This window comes from Bradyrhizobium sp. RT6a (assembly GCF_040547675.1).
Classification (GTDB): Bacteria; Pseudomonadota; Alphaproteobacteria; order Rhizobiales; family Xanthobacteraceae; genus Bradyrhizobium.
On record NZ_JBEPQC010000004.1, the window covers coordinates 520,249 to 542,256 of the forward strand.

At 64.2% G+C, this 22,008-nt stretch carries 23 protein-coding genes; 11 read left to right on the forward strand and 12 right to left on the reverse strand.

Annotation, left to right across the window (positions count from 1 at the left end):
* Window positions 1–97: 97 nt before the first annotated feature.
* The 3 genes from greA to ABIC03_RS24345 all read right to left on the reverse strand — a co-directional run bounded on the left by greA (window position 98) and on the right by ABIC03_RS24345 (window position 5,494).
* Complete coding sequence (gene greA / locus ABIC03_RS24335; RefSeq protein ID WP_007596674.1) at window positions 98–571, reverse strand: transcription elongation factor GreA; 474 nt, start codon at window positions 569–571, stop codon at window positions 98–100.
* A 212-nt stretch (window positions 572–783) separates the two neighbouring features.
* Window positions 784–4,248: a carbamoyl-phosphate synthase large subunit gene (gene carB, locus ABIC03_RS24340; protein ID WP_354061684.1), complete on the reverse strand. Its 3,465-nt coding sequence runs from the start codon at window positions 4,246–4,248 to the stop codon at window positions 784–786.
* A 145-nt stretch (window positions 4,249–4,393) separates the two neighbouring features.
* Window positions 4,394–5,494 (reverse strand): MFS transporter, encoded by a 1,101-nt coding sequence (locus ABIC03_RS24345; protein WP_502917342.1) that lies wholly within the window; start codon window positions 5,492–5,494, stop codon window positions 4,394–4,396.
* A gap of 182 nt (window positions 5,495–5,676) precedes the next feature.
* Between ABIC03_RS24345 and ABIC03_RS24350 the strand changes: the two genes are divergently transcribed.
* Window positions 5,677–6,048 carry an ArsR/SmtB family transcription factor gene (locus ABIC03_RS24350; protein ID WP_354061686.1) on the forward strand — a complete coding sequence of 124 codons (372 nt, stop codon included), beginning with the start codon at window positions 5,677–5,679 and terminating at the stop codon, window positions 6,046–6,048.
* Window positions 6,049–6,285: 237 nt separating this feature from the next.
* Here the strand turns inward: ABIC03_RS24350 and ABIC03_RS24355 are convergent, their stop codons facing one another.
* The gene (locus ABIC03_RS24355; RefSeq protein ID WP_275173562.1) at window positions 6,286–6,987 is read right to left on the reverse strand and encodes a class I SAM-dependent methyltransferase; all 702 of its coding nucleotides are present in this window, start codon (window positions 6,985–6,987) and stop codon (window positions 6,286–6,288) included.
* A gap of 113 nt (window positions 6,988–7,100) precedes the next feature.
* Between ABIC03_RS24355 and ABIC03_RS24360 the strand changes: the two genes are divergently transcribed.
* Window positions 7,101–7,625, forward strand: coding sequence for a Dps family protein (locus ABIC03_RS24360; RefSeq protein WP_275173563.1), 525 nt, complete (start codon window positions 7,101–7,103; stop codon window positions 7,623–7,625).
* 112 nt (window positions 7,626–7,737) lie between these two features.
* Here ABIC03_RS24360 and ABIC03_RS24365 read toward each other — a convergent pair whose 3' ends face one another.
* Together ABIC03_RS24365 and carA are read right to left on the reverse strand one after the other, a co-directional pair.
* The gene (locus ABIC03_RS24365; RefSeq protein ID WP_354061688.1) at window positions 7,738–8,259 is read right to left on the reverse strand and encodes a hypothetical protein; all 522 of its coding nucleotides are present in this window, start codon (window positions 8,257–8,259) and stop codon (window positions 7,738–7,740) included.
* Between the two features lie 160 nt (window positions 8,260–8,419).
* Entirely contained in the window at window positions 8,420–9,610 is a 1,191-nt protein-coding gene (gene carA / locus ABIC03_RS24370; RefSeq protein WP_354061690.1) for a glutamine-hydrolyzing carbamoyl-phosphate synthase small subunit, read from the reverse strand.
* Window positions 9,611–9,756: 146 nt separating this feature from the next.
* Here carA and ABIC03_RS24375 point away from each other — a divergent pair, with 146 nt between their 5' ends.
* The 6 genes from ABIC03_RS24375 to ABIC03_RS24400 all read left to right on the forward strand — a co-directional run bounded on the left by ABIC03_RS24375 (window position 9,757) and on the right by ABIC03_RS24400 (window position 15,003).
* Window positions 9,757–10,485 (forward strand): alpha/beta fold hydrolase, encoded by a 729-nt coding sequence (locus ABIC03_RS24375; protein WP_502916942.1) that lies wholly within the window; start codon window positions 9,757–9,759, stop codon window positions 10,483–10,485.
* A 33-nt stretch (window positions 10,486–10,518) separates the two neighbouring features.
* On the forward strand, window positions 10,519–10,974 hold the full coding sequence (locus ABIC03_RS24380; RefSeq protein ID WP_275173566.1) for a GatB/YqeY domain-containing protein: 456 nt from the start codon (window positions 10,519–10,521) through the stop codon (window positions 10,972–10,974).
* A 160-nt stretch (window positions 10,975–11,134) separates the two neighbouring features.
* The gene (locus tag ABIC03_RS24385) at window positions 11,135–12,271 is read left to right on the forward strand and encodes an epoxide hydrolase family protein (protein WP_354062020.1); all 1,137 of its coding nucleotides are present in this window, start codon (window positions 11,135–11,137) and stop codon (window positions 12,269–12,271) included.
* A 119-nt stretch (window positions 12,272–12,390) separates the two neighbouring features.
* Entirely contained in the window at window positions 12,391–14,001 is a 1,611-nt protein-coding gene (locus tag ABIC03_RS24390) for an acyl-CoA synthetase (protein WP_354061693.1), read from the forward strand.
* A gap of 9 nt (window positions 14,002–14,010) precedes the next feature.
* Complete coding sequence (locus ABIC03_RS24395; protein ID WP_354061695.1) at window positions 14,011–14,478, forward strand: MarR family winged helix-turn-helix transcriptional regulator; 468 nt, start codon at window positions 14,011–14,013, stop codon at window positions 14,476–14,478.
* Window positions 14,479–14,559: 81 nt separating this feature from the next.
* The gene (locus tag ABIC03_RS24400; RefSeq protein ID WP_354061697.1) at window positions 14,560–15,003 is read left to right on the forward strand and encodes a hypothetical protein; all 444 of its coding nucleotides are present in this window, start codon (window positions 14,560–14,562) and stop codon (window positions 15,001–15,003) included.
* Here the strand turns inward: ABIC03_RS24400 and ABIC03_RS24405 are convergent, their stop codons facing one another.
* Window positions 15,004–17,232 (reverse strand): ATP-binding protein, encoded by a 2,229-nt coding sequence (locus tag ABIC03_RS24405; protein WP_354061699.1) that lies wholly within the window; start codon window positions 17,230–17,232, stop codon window positions 15,004–15,006.
* 312 nt (window positions 17,233–17,544) lie between these two features.
* Between ABIC03_RS24405 and ABIC03_RS24410 the strand changes: the two genes are divergently transcribed.
* Complete coding sequence (locus tag ABIC03_RS24410; RefSeq protein WP_354061701.1) at window positions 17,545–18,318, forward strand: DUF2189 domain-containing protein; 774 nt, start codon at window positions 17,545–17,547, stop codon at window positions 18,316–18,318.
* Between the two features lie 27 nt (window positions 18,319–18,345).
* Here ABIC03_RS24410 and ABIC03_RS24415 read toward each other — a convergent pair whose 3' ends face one another.
* Together ABIC03_RS24415 and ABIC03_RS24420 are read right to left on the reverse strand one after the other, a co-directional pair.
* Window positions 18,346–18,537 carry a hypothetical protein gene (locus tag ABIC03_RS24415; protein ID WP_354061703.1) on the reverse strand — a complete coding sequence of 64 codons (192 nt, stop codon included), beginning with the start codon at window positions 18,535–18,537 and terminating at the stop codon, window positions 18,346–18,348.
* On the reverse strand, window positions 18,537–19,343 hold the full coding sequence (locus ABIC03_RS24420; protein WP_354061705.1) for a transglutaminase-like domain-containing protein: 807 nt from the start codon (window positions 19,341–19,343) through the stop codon (window positions 18,537–18,539). The genes ABIC03_RS24415 and ABIC03_RS24420 overlap by 1 nt, the downstream gene beginning before the upstream one ends.
* Window positions 19,344–19,735: 392 nt before the next feature.
* Between ABIC03_RS24420 and ABIC03_RS24425 the strand changes: the two genes are divergently transcribed.
* A complete protein-coding gene (locus ABIC03_RS24425; protein WP_245286329.1) occupies window positions 19,736–19,912 on the forward strand; it encodes a hypothetical protein in 177 nt (58 codons plus the stop codon).
* A gap of 18 nt (window positions 19,913–19,930) precedes the next feature.
* On the opposite strand, the gene ABIC03_RS24430 is transcribed toward ABIC03_RS24425, so the two are convergent.
* The 3 genes from ABIC03_RS24430 to ABIC03_RS24440 are packed head-to-tail and all read right to left on the reverse strand — an operon-like array spanning window position 19,931 to window position 21,217.
* Complete coding sequence (locus ABIC03_RS24430; protein WP_275173575.1) at window positions 19,931–20,443, reverse strand: SRPBCC family protein; 513 nt, start codon at window positions 20,441–20,443, stop codon at window positions 19,931–19,933.
* A complete protein-coding gene (locus ABIC03_RS24435) occupies window positions 20,440–20,910 on the reverse strand; it encodes an SRPBCC family protein (RefSeq protein ID WP_275173576.1) in 471 nt (156 codons plus the stop codon). Before ABIC03_RS24435 ends, ABIC03_RS24430 begins: the two co-directional genes overlap by 4 nt.
* Entirely contained in the window at window positions 20,903–21,217 is a 315-nt protein-coding gene (locus ABIC03_RS24440; protein WP_354062022.1) for an ArsR/SmtB family transcription factor, read from the reverse strand. The genes ABIC03_RS24435 and ABIC03_RS24440 overlap by 8 nt, the downstream gene beginning before the upstream one ends.
* A gap of 166 nt (window positions 21,218–21,383) precedes the next feature.
* Between ABIC03_RS24440 and ABIC03_RS24445 the strand changes: the two genes are divergently transcribed.
* A complete protein-coding gene (locus tag ABIC03_RS24445; RefSeq protein ID WP_085384410.1) occupies window positions 21,384–22,004 on the forward strand; it encodes a LysE family translocator in 621 nt (206 codons plus the stop codon).
* The last annotated feature ends 4 nt before the right edge of the window (window positions 22,005–22,008 follow it).

Genomic DNA, 22,008 nt, shown 5'->3' on the forward strand with positions numbered 1-22,008 from the left:
GGGGAGGGATCATCCCACCTCATTGCCAGCAACATGCAGCAACAAAAAAGGCCGCGCACTGCGCGGCCTTTTTCAAATCACATGCGACGGCAAATCGTTACCGCCACTCCACCTTGGTGATCTCGTAAGCCTTGGCGCCGCCGGGTGCGTTGACCTCGACGGTTGAGCCCTTCTTCTTGCCGATCAGCGCGCGCGCGAGCGGCGAGGTGATGGAGATGCGGCCCTTCTTGGCGTCGGCCTCGACCTCGCCGACGATCTGCCACACCGTCTTCTTTTCGGTGTCCTCGTCGACCAGTGTCACGGTCGCGCCGAACTTGATGGTGTCGCCGGACAGCTTCGAGATATCGATGATGTCGGCGCGCGCGAGCTTGTCCTCGAGCTCGGCGATGCGGCCTTCATTGTGGGACTGCTCTTCCTTCGCGGCGTGGTATTCCGCGTTCTCCGAAAGGTCTCCGTGCGAGCGCGCCTCGGCGATATGCTCGATGATCCGCGGACGGTCCTCCGACTGGCGCTTCTTCAGTTCTTCCCCGAGCGCGGCAAAGCCGCCCGCTGTCATCGGTACCTTTTCCATCTCTTCTCTCGTCCTTCGGTCGCGCGCGCCCTGACATGCCAGCGCGCACGCAACTTGATTCGTCAGTCTGTCCGGCGGCTCAACGCGCTTGCCGCCGAACGTTCATATGGGCTTGGCGCCGGAACAGAACAACCATATGGCCGGACAGTTCCTCCGGCCATAGTGGCTTCATCGCCAATCACTTAGCGAAAGGTTGGGCCTCCCGCTCGCGATCAGGTTTCCGAAAAGTAGCTCTGCAGGGTCCGAACCTCAAGGTCCCCGCCCAGATAGGCGCGGATGCCCTGCGCGGCCGCCACGGCCCCGGAAAGAGTGGTGTAATACGGCACTTTATGCAAGAGGGCCGCGCGCCGCAGAGAACGGCTGTCGGCGAGCGCCTGCGGGCCTTCGGTGGTGTTGAAGACGAGCTGGACGTCGCCATTGGTGATGGCGTCGACGATGTGCGGCCGGCCCTCCAGCACCTTGTTCACCTTCTCGGTCGGGATGCCGTGGTCGGTCAGGAAGCGGGCCGTGCCGGATGTCGCCAGCACCTTGAAGCCGAGCGAATGCAGCTCGCGAACGGCCTCGGTGATGCGCGTCTTGTCGCTCTCGCGAACCGAGACGAACACCGTGCCCTTGCGCGGCACCCGCGTGCCGCCGCCGAGCTGGCTCTTGGCGAACGCCACCGCGAAGGAGCGGTCGATGCCCATGACCTCGCCGGTCGAGCGCATCTCGGGCCCGAGCACGGTATCGACGCCGGGGAAACGGGCGAACGGAAACACCGATTCCTTTACGCCGACATGATCGAGGTTCGCCTTCTTCAGCTTGAAATCGGCAAGCTTCTCGCCGGCCATGATGCGCGCCGCGATCTTCGCAACCGGCGTGCCGACCACCTTGGCGACAAAGGGCACCGTGCGCGAGGCGCGCGGATTGACTTCGAGCACGTAGATCTCGCCGTCCTTGATGGCGTATTGCACATTCATCAGGCCGACGACGTCGAGGCCGAGCGCCAACTCGCGGGTCTGCCGCTCCAGCTCCTCGATCATCTTGTCGTCCAGGGAGTGCGGCGGCAGCGAGCAGGCGCTGTCGCCGGAATGAATGCCGGCTTCCTCGATGTGCTCCATGATGCCGACGATGAAGGTGTCCTTGCCGTCGCAGAGGCAGTCGACGTCGATCTCGGTCGCATCGGACAGATAGCGGTCGAACAGCAGCGGGTTCTTGCCGAGCACGGTGTTGATCTGGCCGGTTTTGTCGTTCGGGTAGCGGGCCTTGACGTCCCCCGGCACCAGCTCCGGCAGCGTGCCGAGCAGGTAATCGCTGAGCTGGTTCTCCTCGCGGATGATTTGCATCGCGCGGCCGCCGAGCACGTAGGATGGGCGAACCACCAGCGGTAGGCCGAGATCGGTTGCGACCAGGCGCGCTTGCTCGACCGAATAGGCGATGCCGTTCTTGGGCTGCTTCAGCCGCAGCTTGTCGAGCACCCGCTTGAAACGGTCGCGGTCTTCCGCCAGGTCAATGGCATCGGGCGAGGTACCGAGGATCGGCACTTCGGCGGCTTCCAGCGCTCGCGCGAGCTTGAGCGGGGTCTGACCGCCGAACTGCACGATCACGCCGTGAAGCGTGCCGTTGGTGCGTTCCTTCGCGATGATCTCCAGCACGTCCTCGGCGGTGAGCGGCTCGAAATAGAGCCGGTCGGCAGTGTCGTAGTCGGTCGACACCGTCTCCGGGTTGCAGTTGACCATGATGGATTCGTAGCCGGCGTCGTGCAGCGCGAAGCAGGCGTGACAGCAGCAATAGTCGAACTCGATACCCTGGCCGATGCGGTTCGGTCCGCCGCCGAGGATGATGACCTTTTTCTTGCCGGACGGCGAGCTCTCGTCCGCAGGCGCGCCCGCGAACGGCGCCTCATAGGTCGAGTACATGTAGGCGGTCGGCGAAGCGAATTCGGCCGCGCAGGTATCGATGCGCTTGTAGACCGGGCGTACGCCGAGCGCGTGGCGCTTCGCCGTGACCTCTGCCTCCGTCGTCTCCGCGATCACCGCGAGCCGAGCATCGGAGAAGCCCATGGCCTTGAGCGTGCGCATGCCGAAGGCGTTGCCCGGCAGGCCGTTCCTGCGGACCTTCGCCTCCATGTCGACGATGCCGCGCATCTCGCTGAGGAACCACGGATCGATCTTGCAGGAATTGAAGATCTCCTCGTCCGACCAGCCGAGCCGCATCGCCTGCGCGACCTGGAGCAGCCGGTTCGGCGTCGGCGTGCCCAGCGCAGCGCGGATCGCATTCTTGTCGTCGTCGCGGCCGAGACCTTCGATCTCGATCTCGTCGAGGCCGGTGAGGCCGGTCTCGAGCCCGCGCAATGCCTTTTGCAGGCTTTCCTGGAAGGTGCGGCCGATCGCCATGACTTCGCCGACCGACTTCATCGACGTGGTCAGCGTGGTGGAGGCGCCGGGGAATTTCTCGAAGGCGAAACGCGGCACCTTGGTGACGACATAGTCGATCGTCGGCTCGAACGAGGCCGGCGTGGCGCCGCCGGTGATGTCGTTGGCGATTTCGTCGAGCGTGTAGCCGACCGCAAGCTTAGCGGCGACCTTTGCGATCGGAAATCCGGTGGCTTTCGAAGCCAGAGCGGAGGAACGCGACACGCGCGGATTCATCTCGATGACGACCATGCGACCGTCTTCGGGGTTGACGCCGAACTGCACGTTGGAGCCGCCGGTCTCGACGCCGATCTCGCGCAGCACCGCCAGCGAGGCGTCGCGCATGATCTGGTATTCCTTGTCGGTCAGCGTCAGCGCCGGCGCCACCGTGATGGAATCGCCGGTGTGCACGCCCATCGGATCGAGGTTCTCGATCGAGCAGACGATGATGCAATTGTCTTTCTTGTCACGCACCACCTCCATCTCGTACTCTTTCCAGCCGAGCACGGATTCTTCGATCAGCACTTCGTTGGTGGGAGACGCATCCAGGCCGCGCTCGATGATGTCGAGGAACTCTTCCTTGTTGTAGGCAATGCCGCCACCGGTGCCGCCCATGGTGAAGGAGGGGCGGATGATCGCGGGCAGGCCGATCTCGGACAGCGCCATCAGCGCCTGGCCGAGCGCATATTCCTGGTAACGCTTGCGACGGTCGCTCTCGCCGAGCGTCCACTGCCGCTCGAGCTCTGCGAGCTCCGCGCCAGAGGCCTTTGCGCGTTCGGCCTGGTACTTGTCGCGAAAGGACTTCTTCAGGGCGGAGGCGTTGGCGAGCCGCGACTTCGGCGTCTCGAGCCCGATCTTGGTCATGGCCTCGCGGAACAGCTGTCGGTCTTCGGCCTTGTCGATCGCGTCCGCGGTGGCGCCGATCATCTCGACGTCGAATTTTTCGAGCGTGCCTTGCTGGCGCAGCGACAGCGCGCAGTTCAGCGCGGTCTGTCCGCCCATGGTCGGCAGCAGCGCGAAGCCGCCGGGAATGACGTGACGTTCCTTCTCAATGATTTTCGCGACGATCTCGGGCGTGATCGGCTCGATATAAGTCGCATCGGCCAATTCCGGGTCGGTCATGATGGTGGCCGGATTGGAATTGACGAGGACGATGCGATAGCCCTCTTCCTTCAGCGTCTTCACCGCCTGGGTGCCCGAATAGTCGAACTCGCAGGCCTGGCCGATCACGATGGGACCGGCGCCGATGATCAGGATGGTGGTGATGTCTGTACGTTTGGGCATCAACTCTCGCCGAAGTGGAATTTGGGCACAAAAAAAGGGCGCGCCTGCTGCGCGTCCCTTTGGCCGAGAGCGCGGTGGTCCCCCCTCGCGCGCGGGGTGGGTCTTAGACCAGTTTTCGGGGCGGCGAAACCCCGAAAAACGCCCATCAACCGGCAATTTTGACCGGTTTTGGCCGGGCCTGCCAGCCCCGGGCGAGATGCACCAGAACAGCCGCCGAAACGCTCAGTCCGCCGACCCAGCCGAGATCGGCCGGGCTCCACGCCGCAAGCACGGCGCCACCCAGGGCACCGCCGATCGCAAATCCGAGATACATGGCCGAGGCGTTGAGCGAGAGCGCGATCATCGAGGCCTGCGGCTCGATCCGGATGATGCTGGCGACCTGGGCCGGGTAGAACGCCCAGCCCGAGATGCCCCACAGGAAGATCGCGCCCAGCACCGCATAATGCGCCTGTCCCGGCATCAGCTTCAGGACCAACGAATGCAGGATCAGCGCGCTGGCCATGCCGGCAAGCCCGAGACCTGCTGTGGCGAGCGTGCCGAGCCGGTCGGCCAGGACGCCGCCGAGCATGTTGCCGATCGCAGCGGCGCCGCCGAACACCAGCAGCGCGAGGCTGATCTGCGACGCATCGAATCCAAGGCCGCGCAGCGGGATCGCGAAATAGGTGAACACTGTGAAGCCGCCGAGCGCCCATAGGATCGTGATCAGAAGCGCGGTCAGGACATTGCGGTGACGCGCCACTGCCAGCCGATCGCCGAGCGAAGCCGTGTTGCGGGGCAGGCCGCGGGGCAGGCCGAGCAGGAGGCCGGCGAGCGCAACGGCGCCGATCAGGGCGACCATGGCAAAGGTCGCGCGCCAGCCGAGCAGGCTGCCGACGAGGTTGCCGAGCGGAACGCCGATGACGGTCGCAACCGTGAGGCCGGAGGTAACCAGCGCCACCGCGCGGCCGCGTCGTTCCGGCGCCGCGACGGCCACGGATACGGCCAGCGCGGTCGGCATGCACAGGCCGGAGCCCAGCGCCATCAGCATGCGCGAGGCCAGCAGCAGGGCGTAGTTGGACGCCACCATCGCCGCGAGGTTTCCGGCGATGAAGGTCGATAGCGCCAGGGCCAGCACGGTGCGGCGGTCGATATTGTTCAGCGTCACCGCCAGGATCGGCGAGCCGACCGCATAGGTGAGGGCGTAGGCCGTGACCAACTGCCCGGCGGCGGGGACGGAAATCGCCAGGTCGGTGGCGATCGACGGCAAAAGCCCTGCAATGACAAAGCCTTCCGTGCCGATCGCAAAGGCCGCGCCGCCAAGGCCAACCAGAATACGCTCATCCGAGGATTCCCTATGTTCAATGTTTATTGAACTATCGATGGGACGGTCAGGAGTCAATTGGTTCAAGAACTATTGAACATCGAAGCCATTTCGCTATGGTCTCCGACATGAGCCGCACCCCACCCCACCCCACCCGCGCGCAGATCGAACTGCCGATGGTTCTGGATTGCCTGAGCGATCCGATCAGATTGGCGATCGTGTATCAGCTCGCGCAGCAGGAACGTGTCAGCGGCGAGCTGTGCTGTGGCGATTTCAACGGGCTCAGCGGCAAGTCGAATCTGGCCTATCACTTCGCCAAGCTGCGCGAATGCGGCCTGATGCAGACCCGCGTCGCCGGCACCAACCGCTTCGTGCGGCTGCGCCGCGAAGATCTGGACGCACGTTTTCCGGGCCTGCTCGATGCCGTCATCACCTCCGCGGCAAAGGATGCCGACCGGCTGCGACTTGTGTCGGAAGGCGAAGTGGTCGAGATGGAGTGAGGATTGGACGGCTTGCGTGGCCGCGCCACGCGTAGCCCCGTGAGGGGCGAAGCGTGGAGACCCGGCCTGGATTTGAACCAGGATAAAGAGCGATGCATCGCCCTCGCGTAACGCTTCCGCCACCGGGCCGCGGCGATCATTACCGATCGAGGTGCGACAAGCCACCTCAGGCAGACGTTATGCTTAACGGACCCAGGAAGCCTAACGAATCCAGGAAGTTTACCGAACCCAGGAAACTTACCGAACCAACGGCGGCCGCGCGACGAACGTCATGCGCCAGCTATTGTGGCCGATATTGCGGTGAGCGCGCTGGACCGCGAAGTCGGCTGCCTTGAGCCTGGCGGTGATCTCCGCCTCGCTGTAGCGCTGCAGCCCGATGCGCGTGCGCAGATGACGGTAATCCGACAGTGCGGTGCTGATCAGCCCGATCAGTGCATCTTTCAAAAAGCCGTGACGCAGGCCGAAGCTGAGCAGCGCCGTGACGTCCCTGAACATGCCGACATTGGGCTGGAGGATGTCGCCGAGCACCAGCTTCCCGGAGGGTTTCAGGATGCGGCGGAAATTGAGGAGCGCGCCGTCGAGCTCGTCCGGCGTCATGTATTGCGCGACCGAGTTCATCACGACGAGATCGATCGACTGCTCCTGCATGTTGTGGACGTCGTCGAGCGAGCGGACGCGGATTTTCGTGTTCGGGGCAAACCGGGCGATCAACCGGCCGCGCACGCCGGGCGCGGGCTCGGCGAGGATCAGCTTGCCGCAAGCCGCCGCGACCTGGCTCGCCGACAGCGCCTCGCCGCAGGCATAGTCGAGCACGGTCGCCTCGGGCGAGGAGATGTAGCCGATGATGTCCCCCGCGATGATCTGAAAGTGCAAGTCGCGATGCAGCTTGCTGACATAGATCGTATGCGTCGAGTCGTAATAATCGATCCAATCGTCCATGGTATCCGAGGGCCCCGGCCAAACGGTTCCGCTGAAGGAACCGGCGCTGCCCGCCTGCGTTAGGGGTGCGGCGGCGCGCCGTCAATGTCCGCGTCCTAACAGGAAGGTTTCTCGTGAGCAAAGCCCCACAAAAGGTCTCGCCCGACCTCGATACCCCCACCGATCTGTCGTCCCAGGCGGTCAACAAGGTTTCGGAGGCACTCAACGTGCTCCTGGCCGATGCGTTCGCCCTTTATCTGAAGACCAAGAATTTCCACTGGCACATTAGCGGCCGGCACTTCCGCGATTATCATCTGCTGCTTGACGAGCAGTCCGACCAGATCTTCGCCACCACCGACCAGCTCGCCGAGCGCGTCCGCAAGATCGGCGGCACCACGCTGAAGTCGATCGGGCAGATCGCCAAGCTCCAGACCATCAAGGACAACAACGAAGACTACGTCCCGCCGCGTGAGATGCTGCGCGAGTTGATGCAGGACAACAAGCATGTCGCCGCGGCAATGCGCAAAGCGCACGACGTGTGCGACGAGGCCGGCGACGTCGCCAGCGCCAGCATCCTTGAGAACTTCATCGACGAGACCGAGCGCCGCACCTGGTTTTTGTTCGAAGCCACAAGACAGGAAGGTGCGAACGAGGCGTAGGATAGGTCGTAGGGTGGATTAGCCGCAGGCGTAATCCACCACGTCTGCCTCCGCGGAAACAGAAGAGGTGGGTTACGCTTCGCTAACCCACCCTACATCACCTTGCTTGCAGCTACCGCCACAACCGCATCAACGCCCCGTCCTTCCCCGTCACCGGATCGGCCGGCGGCAGCGCGACGTTTGGAATCGTCTTCAGCGCCTTGGCGTGGTTCTCCGGCGTTGCCCGGGTGACCTCCATCTTCGCGCCCGGCGGATAAGCGCCGATCACGCAGAAATCCTCGCTGGCCTTGATACGTTGGTGACCTGTGCCGGCGGGCAGGATCGCGACGTCGCCGGCCTTGATCTCCAGCTCCTGGCCATGGTCGCCGCCGAAGCGCACGCGCGCGCTGCCACGCGCAACGCCGAGCACCTCGTGCACCGTCGCATGATAATGCAGATAGTCGAAGACGCCATTGCGCCACGTGCCGCCCCAGCCGTTCGCTTCAAACAAGCGTTCGATCGTCTCTTCCGGCCGTCTGGAATCGAGCTTCACCGCGGCCTGGTAGACCAGGAAGGGGAGGATATTGTTCGGCACGAGCCCGTCATCCTCAAACACGATGGCGAGCGGCTCGGCATTGTCGCGGACGACGGACATGGCGGGCTCCTGCGTGAGCGTAGTAGGGATCAACGAAGGGAGCTAAGCGGCGTTCCTCGTGCGCTGTCAGTGCGGGTTGGCGCTGCGCCCCGGAACAACAAAAGCCCGGGAGAAGGCCTGGGCTCGATGTCGTCAAAGCAGTTGCAGGAGAGCGCGCGATTTACGCGCTCTTCTTCTGCCGCATCAGGTCCGCAAAACGCTGGAACAGATAGTGCGAGTCGCGCGGACCCGGCGAGGCCTCGGGGTGGTACTGCACCGAGAACACCGGCTTGCCGTCGAGCTGGATGCCGCAATTCGAGCCGTCGAACAGCGAGATGTGGGTCTGCGTCGCGCCGGTCGGAAGGGTGCTCTCGTCCACTGCAAAGCCGTGGTTCATCGAGGTGATCTCGACCTTGCCGGTGGTCTCGTCCTTGACGGGATGATTGGCGCCGTGATGGCCCTGGTGCATCTTCTTCGTCTTGGCGCCGACCGCGAGGCCGAGCATCTGATGGCCGAGACAGATTCCGAATGTCGGCGTGCCCGACTTGATCACGTCCTGGATCACGGGCACGGCATATTTGCCGGTCGCGGCCGGATCGCCGGGACCGTTCGACAGGAACACGCCGTCTGGCTTCATCGCCAGAATATCTTCAGACGACGTCGTTGCCGGCACCACCGTCACCTTGCAGCCGACGCCGGCGAGCAGGCGCAAAATGTTGCGCTTGATGCCGTAATCGATGGCGACGACGTTGAACTCAGGCTTGTCCTGACGGCCAAAGCCCTTGTCCCACAGCCACGGCGTCTCGTCCCATGTGAAGCGCTGGCCGGAGGTGACCATCGGCACGAGGTCCATGCCCTCGAGGCCCGGCCATTCGCGCGCTTCTTCCTTCAGGCCGTGCAAATCGAACTCGCCGTCTTTGGCGTGCGCGATCACGGCGTTGGGCATGCCCTTGCTGCGGATCAGCGCGGTCAGCGCGCGGGTGTCGATGCCGGAGAGGCCGATGATGCCGCGGGCCTTCAGCCACTGGTCGAGATGCTTGGTGGCGCGGTAGTTCGAGGGATCGGTGATCGCGGTGCGCAGGATCACGCCGCGCGCGCCGGGCGTTGCGGCCATGTTCACCGTCTCGATGTCGTCGTCGTTGGTGCCGACATTGCCAATATGCGGGAACGTGAAGGTGATGAGCTGGCCGGCATAGGAGGGATCGGTGAGGATTTCCTCATAGCCGGTCATCGCGGTGTTGAAGCAGACCTCACCGACGGCTTGGCCTTCGGCGCCGAGGCCAAAGCCTTCCAGCACCGTGCCATCGGCAAGCACCAACAGCGCGGTCGGTTTGTGGTCCGGCCAGGCAGGATCGTTGTCATGTTGTGTCATGAGCCCGGTTCATAGTCTCCGCGGGCGCCGACGTCAAAGCGGAGATGCGCCGATTCACATGCGTTTTTGCATATTTGACAGGTCGCCTTGGGCCCCTAAGCTCGGTGGCATAATTTCCGGCAAATTCCGGGGCTTGGGAGGCAATAATGGACCAGACGACGCCGATTCTGCTGGTTCCGGGATTAGCCTCCTCGGCCCGGATCTACGCGCCGGTCATCCCGGCGCTCTGGCGGTTCGGCCCGGTGATGGTCGCCAACCATATTCGCGACGACAACATGGCGGCGATTGCGCGGCGGGTGCTGAGCGAGGCGCCGCCGCGCTTCGCGCTCGCCGGCCATTCCATGGGTGGCTACATCGCGCTCGAGATCATGCGCCAGGCGCCCGAGCGGGTGGCAAAGCTGGCGCTGATCAACACCCAGGCCCGGCCCGACACGGCGGAGGCGACCGCGCGTCGCCGCGGTCTGATGGAGCGGGCCCGGCGCGGCGAGCTCCGTGCGGCCCGCGAGGAGATGTTTCCCGAACTGGTGCATCCCTCGCGCCGCGACGATGCCGGCATTCGCCAGCTCGTACACGAGCAGGGCGATGACGTCGGCGTCGAGGGCTATCTGCGACAGCAGACCGCGATCATCGCGCGGGTGGATTCACGGCCGACGCTTGCGACGATCAAATGCCCGACGCTGGTTCTGACGGGCGATGCGGACAATACGATTCCCAACGCATTCTCGAAGGAGATGGCGGAGGGCATTGCCGGCGCAAGGCTCGTTGTTTTGGAGAATTGCGGACATCTGCCGCAGCCGGAGCAGCCCGCGGCGACGGTGCGGGCGCTGGACGAATGGCTGGGAACCCCGGTTGTCTCAGGGCCGCGAACGGCCTAGATCAGGCCTCGGATATTCTAGGGGAGCACGACCATGCTGCGCGACGACATCAACAATGCGGTCAAGGAGGCCATGAAGGCCAAGGAAGAGCGCAAGCTGTCCACTCTGCGCATGGTCAACTCGACCATCAAGAACGCCGACATCGAGGCGCGCGGGAGTGGCAAGCCGCCGCTCACGGACGCGGATCTGCTAGGCGTGTTTCAGAAGATGATCAAGCAGCGCCAGGAGTCGGTGGAGCTCTACGAGAAGGGCGGCCGTGCCGAGCTCGCCGCGCAGGAGCGCGAGGAGATCGCGGTGATCTCTGCGTATCTGCCGAAGCAGATGTCGGACGACGACGTCAAGAAGGCGATCTCGGACGCGATCGCCGAGACCGGCGCCGCCGGCATGAAGGACATGGGCAAGGTGATCGCCGTGCTGAAGACGAAGTACGCCGGCCAGATGGATTTCGGCAAGGCTTCCGGTTTGGTGAAGGCTGCTCTGACGGGCTAGACGGCCGCGCCGCAAGATTTGCCAAGAGCTGACAGACTATCATCCCGTCATGCCCGGCCTTGTGCCGGGCATCCACGTTCTTCAGAATGAAGAGAAAGAACGTGGATGGCCGGGACGAGCCCGGCCATGACGAGAACCTCCGATGAGCAGGGCCTCTCCGATGACCGCCATCAAACCGTTTCGCATCGCCATCAGCGACGACATCCTCACCGACCTCAAGTCGCGCCTCGCTCGCACGCGCTGGCCGGAGGCGGAGCTCGTCTCCGACTGGAGCCAGGGTGCGCCGCTGGCATGGATCCAGGAGATATGCACCTACTGGGCTGATGGCTACGACTGGCGCGCGCGCGAAGCAAAACTCAATCGCTTTGAGCAGTTCACCACCGAGATCGACGGGCTCGACATTCACTTCCTGCATGCGCGCTCGCAGGAGCCGTCGGCGCTGCCGCTGATCATCACCCATGGCTGGCCCGGCTCGATCGTCGAATTCCAGAAGGTGATCGCGCCGCTGGTCGATCCTGCCGCGCACGGCGGCGATCCTGCCGATGCCTTCCACGTCGTCTGTCCGTCGCTGCCGGGGTTTGGGTTCTCCGGCAAGCCGAACACCACCGGCTGGGGCGTCGATCGTATCGCCGCGACCTCGGCCAGGCTGATGGACCGACTCGGTTATATCAGGTATGGCGCGCAGGGCGGCGACTGGGGCTCGGCGGTAACGACCTCGCTCGGCATGCAGGACGCCGAGCATTGCGCCGGCATCCACATTACGCTCGCCTTCAACGCAGCACCGAAGGTCGAGGGCGAACCGACGCCGGAAGAGAAGCGCGCGCTCGCCGGCCTCAAGCATTACGTCGACCTCGATTCCGGCTATTCGAAGCAGCAATCGACGCGGCCGCAGACACTCGGCTACGGCTTGACGGATTCGCCGAGCGCGCAGGCGGCCTGGATTCTGGAAAAATTCCGGGCCTGGACTGACTGCGACGGTCATCCCGAAAACATCTTCACCAAGGACGAGCTGCTCGACAACGTCATGCTCTACTGGGCGACGGAGACGGCGACCTCGTCCGCGCGGCTCTATTGGGAAGGCTTCGGCAAGCGCCGGACCACGCCGGTCGTCAAGGTGCCGACGGGCGTCGCTGTCTTCCCCAAGGAGATCATCACGCCGGTGCGGCGCTGGATGGAGCCGAACTTCCACAACATCACGCACTGGAGCGAGATGGAGAAGGGCGGGCATTTCGCGGCATTCGAGCAGCCGGAGCTGTTCGTGCGCGATGTCCGCAAGTTCTTCGCGACGGTGCGCTGAAACGCAATCTGCGTCATGCCCGGGCTTGTCCCGGGCATCCACGTCCTTAAACTGAGGTCAAACAAGAACGTGGATGGCCGGGACAAGCCCGGCCATGACGACGCCGCCGGGAAACGACCATGCTCACCGAAGCCAGCACCTACGACGAACTCTATGGCAATTTCTGCTGGGAGATCCCGGCGCGCTTCAACATGGCGGAGGCCTGCTGCGATCGCCATGCTGACGGCACTGGCCGGTTGGCGCTGGTCTATGTCGACGAGAACGGCGCCATCACGCGCACATCCTTCGACGAGGTCGCGGAGATGTCGCGCCGCTTCGCCAATGTGCTGAAGGCGAATGGTCTTGCCCGCGGCGACCGCGTCGCGGTGTTCCTGTCGCAGTCGCTGGAGCTGCCGATCGCACACATGGCGGCGTTCCGTTCGGCGATGATCTCCATTCCGCTGTTCGCATTGTTCGGCGAAGACGCGCTGGAATTCCGTCTGTCGAACTCGCAGGCCAAGGCGATCGTCACCGACGAGGGTGGCTGGGAGAAGCTTTCGAAGATTCGCGACCGCCTGCCGGAGCTGAAGAATGTCTACATCGTTGGCGAACGAACGCCGGCGGGCACGACATCGTTCTGGAATTCGGTCAAGGCTGCATCGCCCGACTTCACGCTGGTGGACACGTCTGCGGACGATCCCGCGCTGATCATCTACACCTCGGGCACGACAGGCAATCCGAAGGGCGCACTGCATGCGCATCGCGTCGTGCTCGGACATCTCCCCAATGTCGAGATGTGCCACAACTTCCTGCCGCGCCCCGGCGATCTGATGTGGACGCCGGCGGACTGGGCCTGGATCGGCGGCCTCATCAACGGCCTGTTCGCGTTCTGGTATCACGGCATCCCCCTGGTCGGTCACCGCGCGCGAAAGTTCGAACCGCAAGCCGCGATGCAGATGATGGCCGATCTCGGCGTGCGCAATGTCTTCCTGCCGCCGACCGCGCTGAAGCTGATGCGACAGGCCGGGGTGACGCATCCGGGCGTCAGGCTGCGCAGCATCTTTACCGGCGGCGAGTCCCTCGGCGGCGAGATGCTCGGCTGGGTGCGCGAGACTTTCGGCATCGACGCGCATGAGGTGTTTGGCCAGACCGAATGCAATCTCGTGATCGGCAGCAACGCGAACCTTTTTCCGATCCGCCCCGGCTCGATGGGCAAGGCGACGCCCGGTTTCGATGTCCGCATCGTCAACGACAGAGGCGAGGAGCAGCCGCGTGGCCAGCGCGGCATCATCGGCGTGCGCCAGCCCTGTCCTTGCACGATGCTCGAATACTGGCGCAATCCGGAGGCGACGGCGAAGAAATATGCCGGCGAGTTCCTGCTCACCGGCGATCTCGGCGTGCAGGACGAGGACGGTTACTTCTGGTACGTCAGCCGCGAGGACGACGTCATCACCACCGCCGGCTATCGCGTCGGCCCGTCCGAGATCGAGCACACGCTGATGAAGCATCCGGCGGTGGCGATGGCGGCGGTGGTCGGCATTCCCGATCCGATCCGCACCGAATCGATCAAGGCCTGGATCGTGCTGCGCCCGGGCTTTGTCGCCGGCGACGCACTCGCGCGCGAGATCCAGGAATTCGTCAAGGTGCAACTCGCCGCCCACGAATATCCAAGATTCGTGGAGTTCGCGGAGACACTGCCGATGACCGCCACCGGAAAGGTGCTGCGGCGCGAGCTGCGGACGAGGGGTTAGCTTCCTGCAATGGCAAAGACGTCTCAAGCCGCGGGGCTTCACCGGGCCTCACTTGCGAAGCTGCACGATCTCGATGCGGCGCTGGAGCTCATGTATTACGGCTGGCGCGGGATGACACTCGAAGCCGATGCGTATCTCGCCAAGCAGGGACTGTCGCGCCCGCACCATCGCATTCTCTACGTGGTGGCGCGCCGGCCCGATATCGCGATCGGCTCGCTGATCGAGATCCTCGGCATTTCCAAGCAGGCCCTGAACCGGCCGCTCAATTTGTTGCTGGAGCGCAAGCTCCTGACCTCGAAACGCTCGCCCGAGCAGCATCGCTCGAAGCTGCTGCGCCTGACCGCCGCGGGGCAGCGCATCGAGCAGCGTGCATCGGACCACGAGCGCAAGGTGCTGCGCAAGGCGTTCGATCGCGTCGGAGCGACAGGTGCGGCTGCGTGGATGGGCGTCATGGAGGCGATCGCCGACACCAATTGACAATTCCTGAAGTCAACATGGTTGACATGAGGAGCGGGCTTTGCCACTTTCCTGGCGAACGAGCCGAGGGAGGGCTCCGCCATGCGTCTTTCGGATATCGTCCTGCTCCTCAACGCGCTCTGGTTCGGCGGCGCCTTCATCCAGTTCAGCATTGCGCAAGCCAACACGCTGAAGATTCTGGTGCCGCGGGAAGAGCGCGCCAATCCGATCGCGCCGACATTGTCGGCCAGCGTGGCATTCCTGGGCGGCATCAATCTGCCGATCGGCCTTCTGTCGCTCTATCTTCTGGCAGCCCGTCCGGTTTTCTTCCAGCCGGTCGAAGCGCAGCTGGCGCTATTCCTGTTCTTTGCCGCCTGCCATTTCAGCCAGTTCGCCTACAACCTTCCGGTCCTGCTGCGCGGAGGACGCGTCGGGGTGGCTTACTGGCCCGTGTTGAAGGGCCCGATGCTCAGGATCTTCGTCATCGACGCGGCCTTGTTCGTGGCCAATCTGGGTGCGGCGCTTCTCCTCGCGTCGCGCTCCTGACTACCGCGACGGCGTCGACAGCGCGGATCGCAGCATCGCGGCGAGATCTCGCCGCCGGAACGGCTTGGTCAGGATGCGGGCATCGCCGATCCCGTCGGGCGCCTTGACCGGATTTTGGCTGTAGCCGGAAGTGAAGAGCACCTTGAGCCCGGGCCGCAGCTTGATCGCTTGCCTGGCTAGCTCCGGCCCGAACATGCCGCCGGGCATCACGACGTCGGTGAACAGCAGGTCGATGTCCCCGGGCTGGCGCAACAAGTCGAGCGCCTCCGGGCCGCTCGCCGCCGTGATGACGCGGTAGCCGAGCGTCTTCAGCTCGCTTTCGACATAGGTCCGAACCATGTCGTTGTCCTCGACGACGAGAATGGTCTCGCTTGGTTCGCGCGTGACGATCCCTTCGGCGGGTGAGGGGGTCTCGTTCGGCGGCGTTGCCAGGCGGGGAAAGAACAGCCTGACGGTGCTGCCTTGTCTCGGCGCGGACTGCATCTGCACCAGCCCGCCAGACTGCCGCACAAACCCGTAGACCATGCTCAGGCCGAGCCCGGTCCCCTTGCCGACCTCCTTGGTGGTGAAGAACGGCTCGAACGCCCGGCTCGCCACCTCGGCGGTCATGCCGCTGCCGGTGTCGGTCACGGCCACCATGACATAGTCGCCCGGTCGCGGCTCGCCGTTGACGTCAAGGTCGGACTCACTGAGCGAAGCGTTGCGCGCCTCGATGGTCAGCCTGCCGCCCAACGGCATGACATCGCGCGCGTTGAGCACGAGATTGAGCAGCGCCGTCGTCAGCTGACCGGGATCGACGCTGGTCAACCCCACATCCGGTTCGAGCGCGAAGGCGCATTCGATGTGCTCGCCCAGCGGCCGGCGCAACAACGCCTCCATCTCCTGAATCTTCTCGCTGATGTCGATGTCTCGCGGCCTCAGGGGCTGCTTGCGCGCGAAGGCGAGCAGGCTCCGCGTCAGGTCGGAGCCGCGCTCGGCTGCCGTCGCGATGTCGCCGGCGATCCGGTGCAACTCCGTGTTCCCCGCCAGCCTGTCGGCAAGGTGCTCCGAATTGCCGAGAATGACGGTGAGGAGGTTGTTGAAGTCATGTGCCACGCCGCCGGTGAGCTGGCCCATGGCCTCCATCTTCTGGGATTGGCTGAGCTTCTGGTTGAGGTCCGCGATGGCCGCGCGTTGCTGCTCGAGCGACTCGGCGGTGCCATTGAGCAGGGTCATCAATCCGCCCAGCTCGCCGCGCGGATGGGGAGGAGGAATTCGCGCGCTGAGATCGCCGAGCCCGAGTCTCTTCGCCATGTTGGCGAGCCGCCCGACCTGGCGCCCGACGCTCACGGTTGCGAGGATCCATACGCCGGCCAGCAGCAGCAGCAAGGCCACCGCGAGGATCGCCATGTCCTCGTATAGCCGGCGATTCGCCGCCGCGACCAATCCGTCCTTGGACCGTCCGACCAGGATATGGAGGCCCGCATCACGGATCGAAGGCGAGTGGGCGACGGCCCAGACCTGCGTGCGGCCGTCGCGATCGGTCACTTCTTGATATGCATCTTGATCGGGAGCCGTCGCGAAGCGGAGCAGGTCGGATCCCGCAATCGACGCGCCCACGGGCGCGCTCCAGCCGGCTGTCGAGGGGGCGACGAGAACGGTGCCCTTGGCGTCGATGAGCAGGATATCCTTCTCGGCGAGCAGCCGCTTGTGGTGATACTCGGCGAATTTGCGCAGGTTGAACGAGGCAAGCAGCACCAGCTTCAGCGCGCCCGCCTCCGATCGCACCGGATATGCGATCTGGAGCACCGATATTCCGGTCAGCCGGCCGAATACCGGCTCAACCACGACGCTGCGCGAGACCAGGGCCTGCTTGAAATAGGCGCGATCCCTCAGATCGAGGGTGCGGTTGGTCCGCAGCGAGTCGCAGAACAGGCTGCCGTCCGGGTCGATGGTCAGGATTCCCGTGAACTGAGGGTATTCCTCGCGCACATCCGACAGAAACGCCGAGCACGCCGCCTTGTCGCGCGTGTCGAGGTCGCGCGCGCGGGCCAGACCGTAGTGAAGCTGCGCGGTGCCCTGAATCTTCTCGCCCAGATCGCTGGCAATGTCGTCGGCCGAGGCCGCCAGATTGGCCAGGGCCGCATTGATTTCGCTGCTCCGGTTCTGCACGAAACGCAGCCCGACGAGGCTCGCCGGCACCAACATGGCCGCGATGACGAGTATCAGTAGCCGGGTACGCAAGCTCATTGGTGGGACGGTCCATTCGGGTCATCACGCGCTGGTTCAAGGACCCAATTTGCGGCAGCACCCTCCGCCCAGTCCATAGGCATCGGGCCGAAAAAGTCCCCGACGGGGAAAGATTTCGAGCTGCGTGCAGCACGGATGAACTCCCGAAGGGAGCGACGCCGACGGCGCGGTGGTTTTCCCGGGTCTGCGCCGGCGGCTTCGGGATACCGTCGTCCGGCCGTCAACTCGCGCGTGCGCGCCGGCCGCGGGGACGCTAAGATCGAGGTCATCCGCGTGCGACGGAGATCGCGCCGGCCAACGAGGAGGAAGCTGATGTCCATTTCGGGCAAGGTCGATCCGGTGGTGCGTCCCGTCGCGGCGACCGACATCGCCGAGGCGCTGGTCGAGGGCCTGCGTGATTTCCAGGCGCTGCCGCTGTACGGCCTCTGCTTCGGTGCGCTCTACGCCGCCGGCGGCATTGCCATCATGCTGTGCTTCACCGCGTTCGGCATGGTCTATCTGGTCTATCCGTTGGCCGCCGGCTTCGCGCTGCTCGGGCCATTCGTGGCGATCGGGCTCTATGAAGTCAGCCGCCGTCGCGAGCGCGGCGAGGCCATCTCGCTCGGCGCGATCTGGTCGGCCGTGCGCGCGCGCAGCGAGATCGGCTGGATGGCCTTCGTCACGCTGTTCGTGTTCGTGGTCTGGATGTATCAGGTGCGGCTTCTGATCGCGCTGCTGCTTGGCCTGCATGCCTCGTTCTCGAGCCTACAGGAGTTCATGACGGTGGTGCTGACTACGAACGAGGGCTTGCTGTTCCTCGGCATCGGCAACGCGGTCGGCGCGGTGCTGTCGCTGATCTTGTTTTCCCTGACCGTGGTGTCGTTTCCGCTGCTGCTCGACCGCGAGGTCGATTTCGTCACGGCGATGGTGACGAGCGTGCGCGCGGTCGTCGCCAGCCCGCTGCCGATGATTGGCTGGGCCGCGGTGATCGTGATGGTCCTGATCGTGTCGGCGCTGCCGTATTTTCTGGGGCTGGTGGTGACGCTGCCCGTGCTCGGGCACGCGACCTGGCATCTTTATCGGCGGATCGTGGTGCCGGTGGCGTAACAGCGAGCCGGACGCAACGGCAGCGAGCTATTCGCCCGTTGCCAGCCGGCGCGAGCCGGATGAGGTCAGTTCGAGTTCGCCGAGGCGCCTGATCGCATAACCCAGATTGGTCAGGCGCTCACCGTGCGCTTGCGGAATTTCGCCTTGCGCCTTGCCCTTGCCGATCTCGGCCAACGACGCAAATTCATCGGCGCTGAGCGCAACGCTGTTGTCTGTCATCAGGCAACCTCGTCGGTCCATACCTTGAAATTGACCAGCTTATTCGGACCGAAGGTCTGGGTGATCGGGACGTCCGCGGCATCGCGTCCTTGTGCGATCAGCACGCGGCCGATCCGCGGCGTGTTGTTGCGGGGATCGAACATGTGCCAGCTTCCTCCGAGATAAGCCTCGAACCAGCCGGCGAAATCTCCCACAGCCCAGGGCTTCGGCGTGCCGATGTCGCTGAGATAGCCGGTGCAGTAGCGCGCCGGGATGTTCATGCAGCGGCAGAACGTGATGGCAAGGTGAGCATAGTCGCGGCACACACCCTTGCCTTCGTCGTAGGCCTCCCGCGCCGTCTTGGTTGCGCGCGCGTGCTCATAGCCGAAAGCGATGTGACGATGAACGAAATCGCAGATGGCCTGGACCCGCGCCCAGCCCGGCTGGGTGTGCTCGAACAGTTTCCATGCGATATCCGACAGGCGATCGGTCTCGCAGTAGCGGCTGCCGAGCAGATAGACGAGCGTGTCGGCCGGCAGCGCCTCGACGGCGTGCTGAGCCGCTTTCGGGAACACCGGGTCGGGCAGGCCGCTGTCGCTCACGACGCCGTCGCCGGCAAGGCGAAAGGCGCCGGCCGGCGCCACGATACGGCTGCACCAATTGCCGAAGAGGTCGCGATAGGGAGTGATCGGCACCGAGGGTCTGGTGGTCACCAGGTCGGGTACGATGACATCGGAGGCGCGCGTAAAGTGCGTGCCCAACACCATGATCATAGGCGTGGGCTGCGGGAATTCGTACAGCATCTCAAACCCGACGCGGAGCTTCATACGATTTTCCCTTGGCTAAGCTCCCAACATGGCTACGAAGCCGCCGATCACAAGGCTTCGACGGCTTATTCGATCGCGCACGGCATTTGGCGCCTCAAAAGCGCGGCGCGGGCGAGAAAACGATAGCTAATTGCGGCGATTGCGCGCACGGTGCCGATAATGTCGGAAAGACCTGTCGTCTCTGCGCTATGCAGCGCCACGACTATTCGCGCGACGTGAAGCGCCTCATTTCCTCGCACCGGCGGAGCCGACTCATCGCGACGTCGCAACAGCGGTCGTTGCGCAGATTGCCCGCTCCAGCGGGTGAGTTGGACGCGGCAGCGCGTGCCGCGGACCTCTGAAGGTTTCACCGCGATTCGATCATGAGATCGAACGCCAACCGAAAGCACTAGATGCAAGCTCTCTCCCCACGACACGTCAAGACAGAAGAAGCGCTCCGGCTCGGCGTCGAGTCGGGCTGGTACGCGATCAAGGTCAGCGGGACCTTTGTCTCGGGCCCGCACGATTCGGAAGCGGATTGCAGTCGCAAGATCGACGAAATCAATCCGCCGGTGAAGAAGAAGCGATGACGGCGCCGGGTTCGCCCGCTACGGCGTCTTGATACCCATCGCCTTCAACGCTTCCAGCATCTGCGCCGGCGGCGCCATCTTGATCTGCGGCGCCTTGCCCGTTTCCAGCAGGCTCTTCAGCCCTGACAGGATTGCGGGCCAGCCGGTGCGGCCGCCGGAAAGGATGTCGTCGCTGAGCGGGCGGTCGTGACGTTCGCTCATGGTGAGGCGGACGGCCTCGCCGGCTTGTTCGATCTCATAAGTCACAAGCGTCGTGCCGAGCTTTGCGACGAGGTCGGGCCAGTTGACGTTCCACGTCACCGTCAGCTTGTTCGGCGGATCGTATTCGAACACATCGCCCGAGATGTGTTCCGAACCGTCGGGCGCGCGCACGATGAATTTCCCGCCGAGTCTTGGCTCCATCTCAACTGCAAAGCCGGAAAAGTATTTGCGGCTGAACTCGGCGGAGGTCAGCGCCTCCCACACCTTGTCCGGCGTCGCGGCGATGTAAATCGTGTAGACGGTGAGCGGCTTGAACTGATCGAGGTTCATCTTGCATCGAATCCCTTGTTGAGGGCTGCGCGCGGAATAGCCAGCACCTTGCCGCTTTCCAGCAGGCTCTTGAGACCGGACAGGATCGCCGGCCAGCCGTTGGAGACGGCGCCGAGATATTTGCCGTCTTCGACGAAGCCGTCATGCAGCACCGTCAAACGCACGAGCGAGCCGAACGGTTCGATGGTGAACACGACGCGGGATATCGGCTCACCGCGCAATTCCTCGTATTTCTGGTGCTTGAAGCTGTAGGACAACCGCCGCGGTGGATCGGCCTCGAGGATCTCGCCGGAATCGGTGGTCTCGCCGTCCAGCAGCAGCGCGAAAGGGGAGCCGATTTTCCAGTCGGATCTGACCTCGGCGCCGAACCAGTATTGCTTGCTGAACTCGCTTGATGTCAGCGCCTCCCACAGCCTCTCTGGCGTGGTCTCGATGTAGGTGACATAGACGAATTGCGGCTTACTCATCGCGCTTCTCCAACTGGCGTTTCAACTCGCCGAGTGCGGCGAGCTTGCCGCGCTCGAATTTCTTGATCCAGCGTTCGCCGATCTGGTGGATCGGAACCGGATTGAGATAGTGCAGCTTCTCGCGGCCGTGCCTGAGCGTCGTGACCAGATTGGCCTCTTCCAGAATGACAAGGTGCTTGGTCACCGCCTGGCGCGTCATCGCGAGGCCTTCGCAGAGCTCGTTCAGGGTCTGGCCGTTCCTGGTGTGAAGCCTGTCGAGCAGCGACCGTCGTGACGCATCGGCGAGCGCTTTGAAGACCTCATCCATGGCAGCGAGAATAGGCAACCAAATGGTTGCCTGTCAAGATGGTGATGCAGCGCGCGGTGCTCGTGTTCCTGCAGACGCCGGGAGATGAAGACGTGGGGCTGCGGCGCTGGACGGACATTGAGTGTCATGCATTAATGCTCCGAACCGCTCTCAGCGAGTCCTCCCCATGATGTCTCTGCAAGCCTATCTCGCCTTCCTTGCCGCCTGCATCGCGCTGGCGCTCCTGCCCGGTCCGATCGTCACTCTCGTCATCGCCAACGGGCTGCGCCACGGCACGCGTGCGGCGCTGACCAATGTGGCCGGTGCGCAGGCCGGCCTCGCCATCGTCATCGGCATCGTCGCGGTCGGCCTGACCTCGCTGATGGCGACCATGGGCTACTGGTTCGACTGGGTGCGCTTTGCCGGCGCCGCCTATCTGGTCTGGCTCGGCATCAAGCTGATCTGGGCGCCGGTCGAGGGCGTCAATGTGGACGAGCCGCCGGCGCCGCCGCGTGGCGGATTCTTCCTGCAAGGTTTCCTGGTGCTGCTGTCGAACCCGAAGGTGCTGGTGTTCTTCGGCGCCTTCATCCCGCAGTTCATGGACATGAACCGCGACCACTTCCCGCAGGTCGCGCTGCTGGGGGCCACCTTCATGGTCACTGCGGTGATGACGGACGCGCTTTACGCCATCGCGGCCGGGCGCGCCCGTAAGTTCTTTTCGGCTCGCCGCACCCGCATGATGTCGCGCATCTCCGGCGGGTTCATGATCGGCGGCGGCATCTGGCTGGCGCTGACCAGGGCGAAATAACCGC

Excerpts from the sequence above, each read along its gene's own strand:
- greA (WP_007596674.1), bottom strand. The coding sequence starts at position 571 with ATGGAAAAGGTACCGATGACAGCGGGCGGCTTTGCCGCGCTCGGGGAA.
- carB (WP_354061684.1), bottom strand. The coding sequence starts at position 4,248 with ATGCCCAAACGTACAGACATCACCACCATCCTGATCATCGGCGCCGGT.
- ABIC03_RS24350 (WP_354061686.1), top strand. The coding sequence starts at position 5,677 with ATGAGCCGCACCCCACCCCACCCCACCCGCGCGCAGATCGAACTGCCG.
- ABIC03_RS24355 (WP_275173562.1), bottom strand. The coding sequence starts at position 6,987 with ATGGACGATTGGATCGATTATTACGACTCGACGCATACGATCTATGTC.
- ABIC03_RS24365 (WP_354061688.1), bottom strand. The coding sequence starts at position 8,259 with ATGTCCGTCGTCCGCGACAATGCCGAGCCGCTCGCCATCGTGTTTGAG.
- carA (WP_354061690.1), bottom strand. The coding sequence starts at position 9,610 with ATGACACAACATGACAACGATCCTGCCTGGCCGGACCACAAACCGACC.
- ABIC03_RS24375 (WP_502916942.1), top strand. The coding sequence starts at position 9,757 with ATGGACCAGACGACGCCGATTCTGCTGGTTCCGGGATTAGCCTCCTCG.
- ABIC03_RS24380 (WP_275173566.1), top strand. The coding sequence starts at position 10,519 with ATGCTGCGCGACGACATCAACAATGCGGTCAAGGAGGCCATGAAGGCC.
- ABIC03_RS24385 (WP_354062020.1), top strand. The coding sequence starts at position 11,135 with ATGACCGCCATCAAACCGTTTCGCATCGCCATCAGCGACGACATCCTC.
- ABIC03_RS24390 (WP_354061693.1), top strand. The coding sequence starts at position 12,391 with ATGCTCACCGAAGCCAGCACCTACGACGAACTCTATGGCAATTTCTGC.
- ABIC03_RS24395 (WP_354061695.1), top strand. The coding sequence starts at position 14,011 with ATGGCAAAGACGTCTCAAGCCGCGGGGCTTCACCGGGCCTCACTTGCG.
- ABIC03_RS24400 (WP_354061697.1), top strand. The coding sequence starts at position 14,560 with ATGCGTCTTTCGGATATCGTCCTGCTCCTCAACGCGCTCTGGTTCGGC.
- ABIC03_RS24405 (WP_354061699.1), bottom strand. The coding sequence starts at position 17,232 with ATGAGCTTGCGTACCCGGCTACTGATACTCGTCATCGCGGCCATGTTG.
- ABIC03_RS24410 (WP_354061701.1), top strand. The coding sequence starts at position 17,545 with ATGTCCATTTCGGGCAAGGTCGATCCGGTGGTGCGTCCCGTCGCGGCG.
- ABIC03_RS24415 (WP_354061703.1), bottom strand. The coding sequence starts at position 18,537 with ATGACAGACAACAGCGTTGCGCTCAGCGCCGATGAATTTGCGTCGTTG.
- ABIC03_RS24420 (WP_354061705.1), bottom strand. The coding sequence starts at position 19,343 with ATGAAGCTCCGCGTCGGGTTTGAGATGCTGTACGAATTCCCGCAGCCC.
- ABIC03_RS24425 (WP_245286329.1), top strand. The coding sequence starts at position 19,736 with ATGCAAGCTCTCTCCCCACGACACGTCAAGACAGAAGAAGCGCTCCGG.
- ABIC03_RS24430 (WP_275173575.1), bottom strand. The coding sequence starts at position 20,443 with ATGAACCTCGATCAGTTCAAGCCGCTCACCGTCTACACGATTTACATC.
- ABIC03_RS24435 (WP_275173576.1), bottom strand. The coding sequence starts at position 20,910 with ATGAGTAAGCCGCAATTCGTCTATGTCACCTACATCGAGACCACGCCA.
- ABIC03_RS24440 (WP_354062022.1), bottom strand. The coding sequence starts at position 21,217 with ATGGATGAGGTCTTCAAAGCGCTCGCCGATGCGTCACGACGGTCGCTG.
- ABIC03_RS24445 (WP_085384410.1), top strand. The coding sequence starts at position 21,384 with ATGATGTCTCTGCAAGCCTATCTCGCCTTCCTTGCCGCCTGCATCGCG.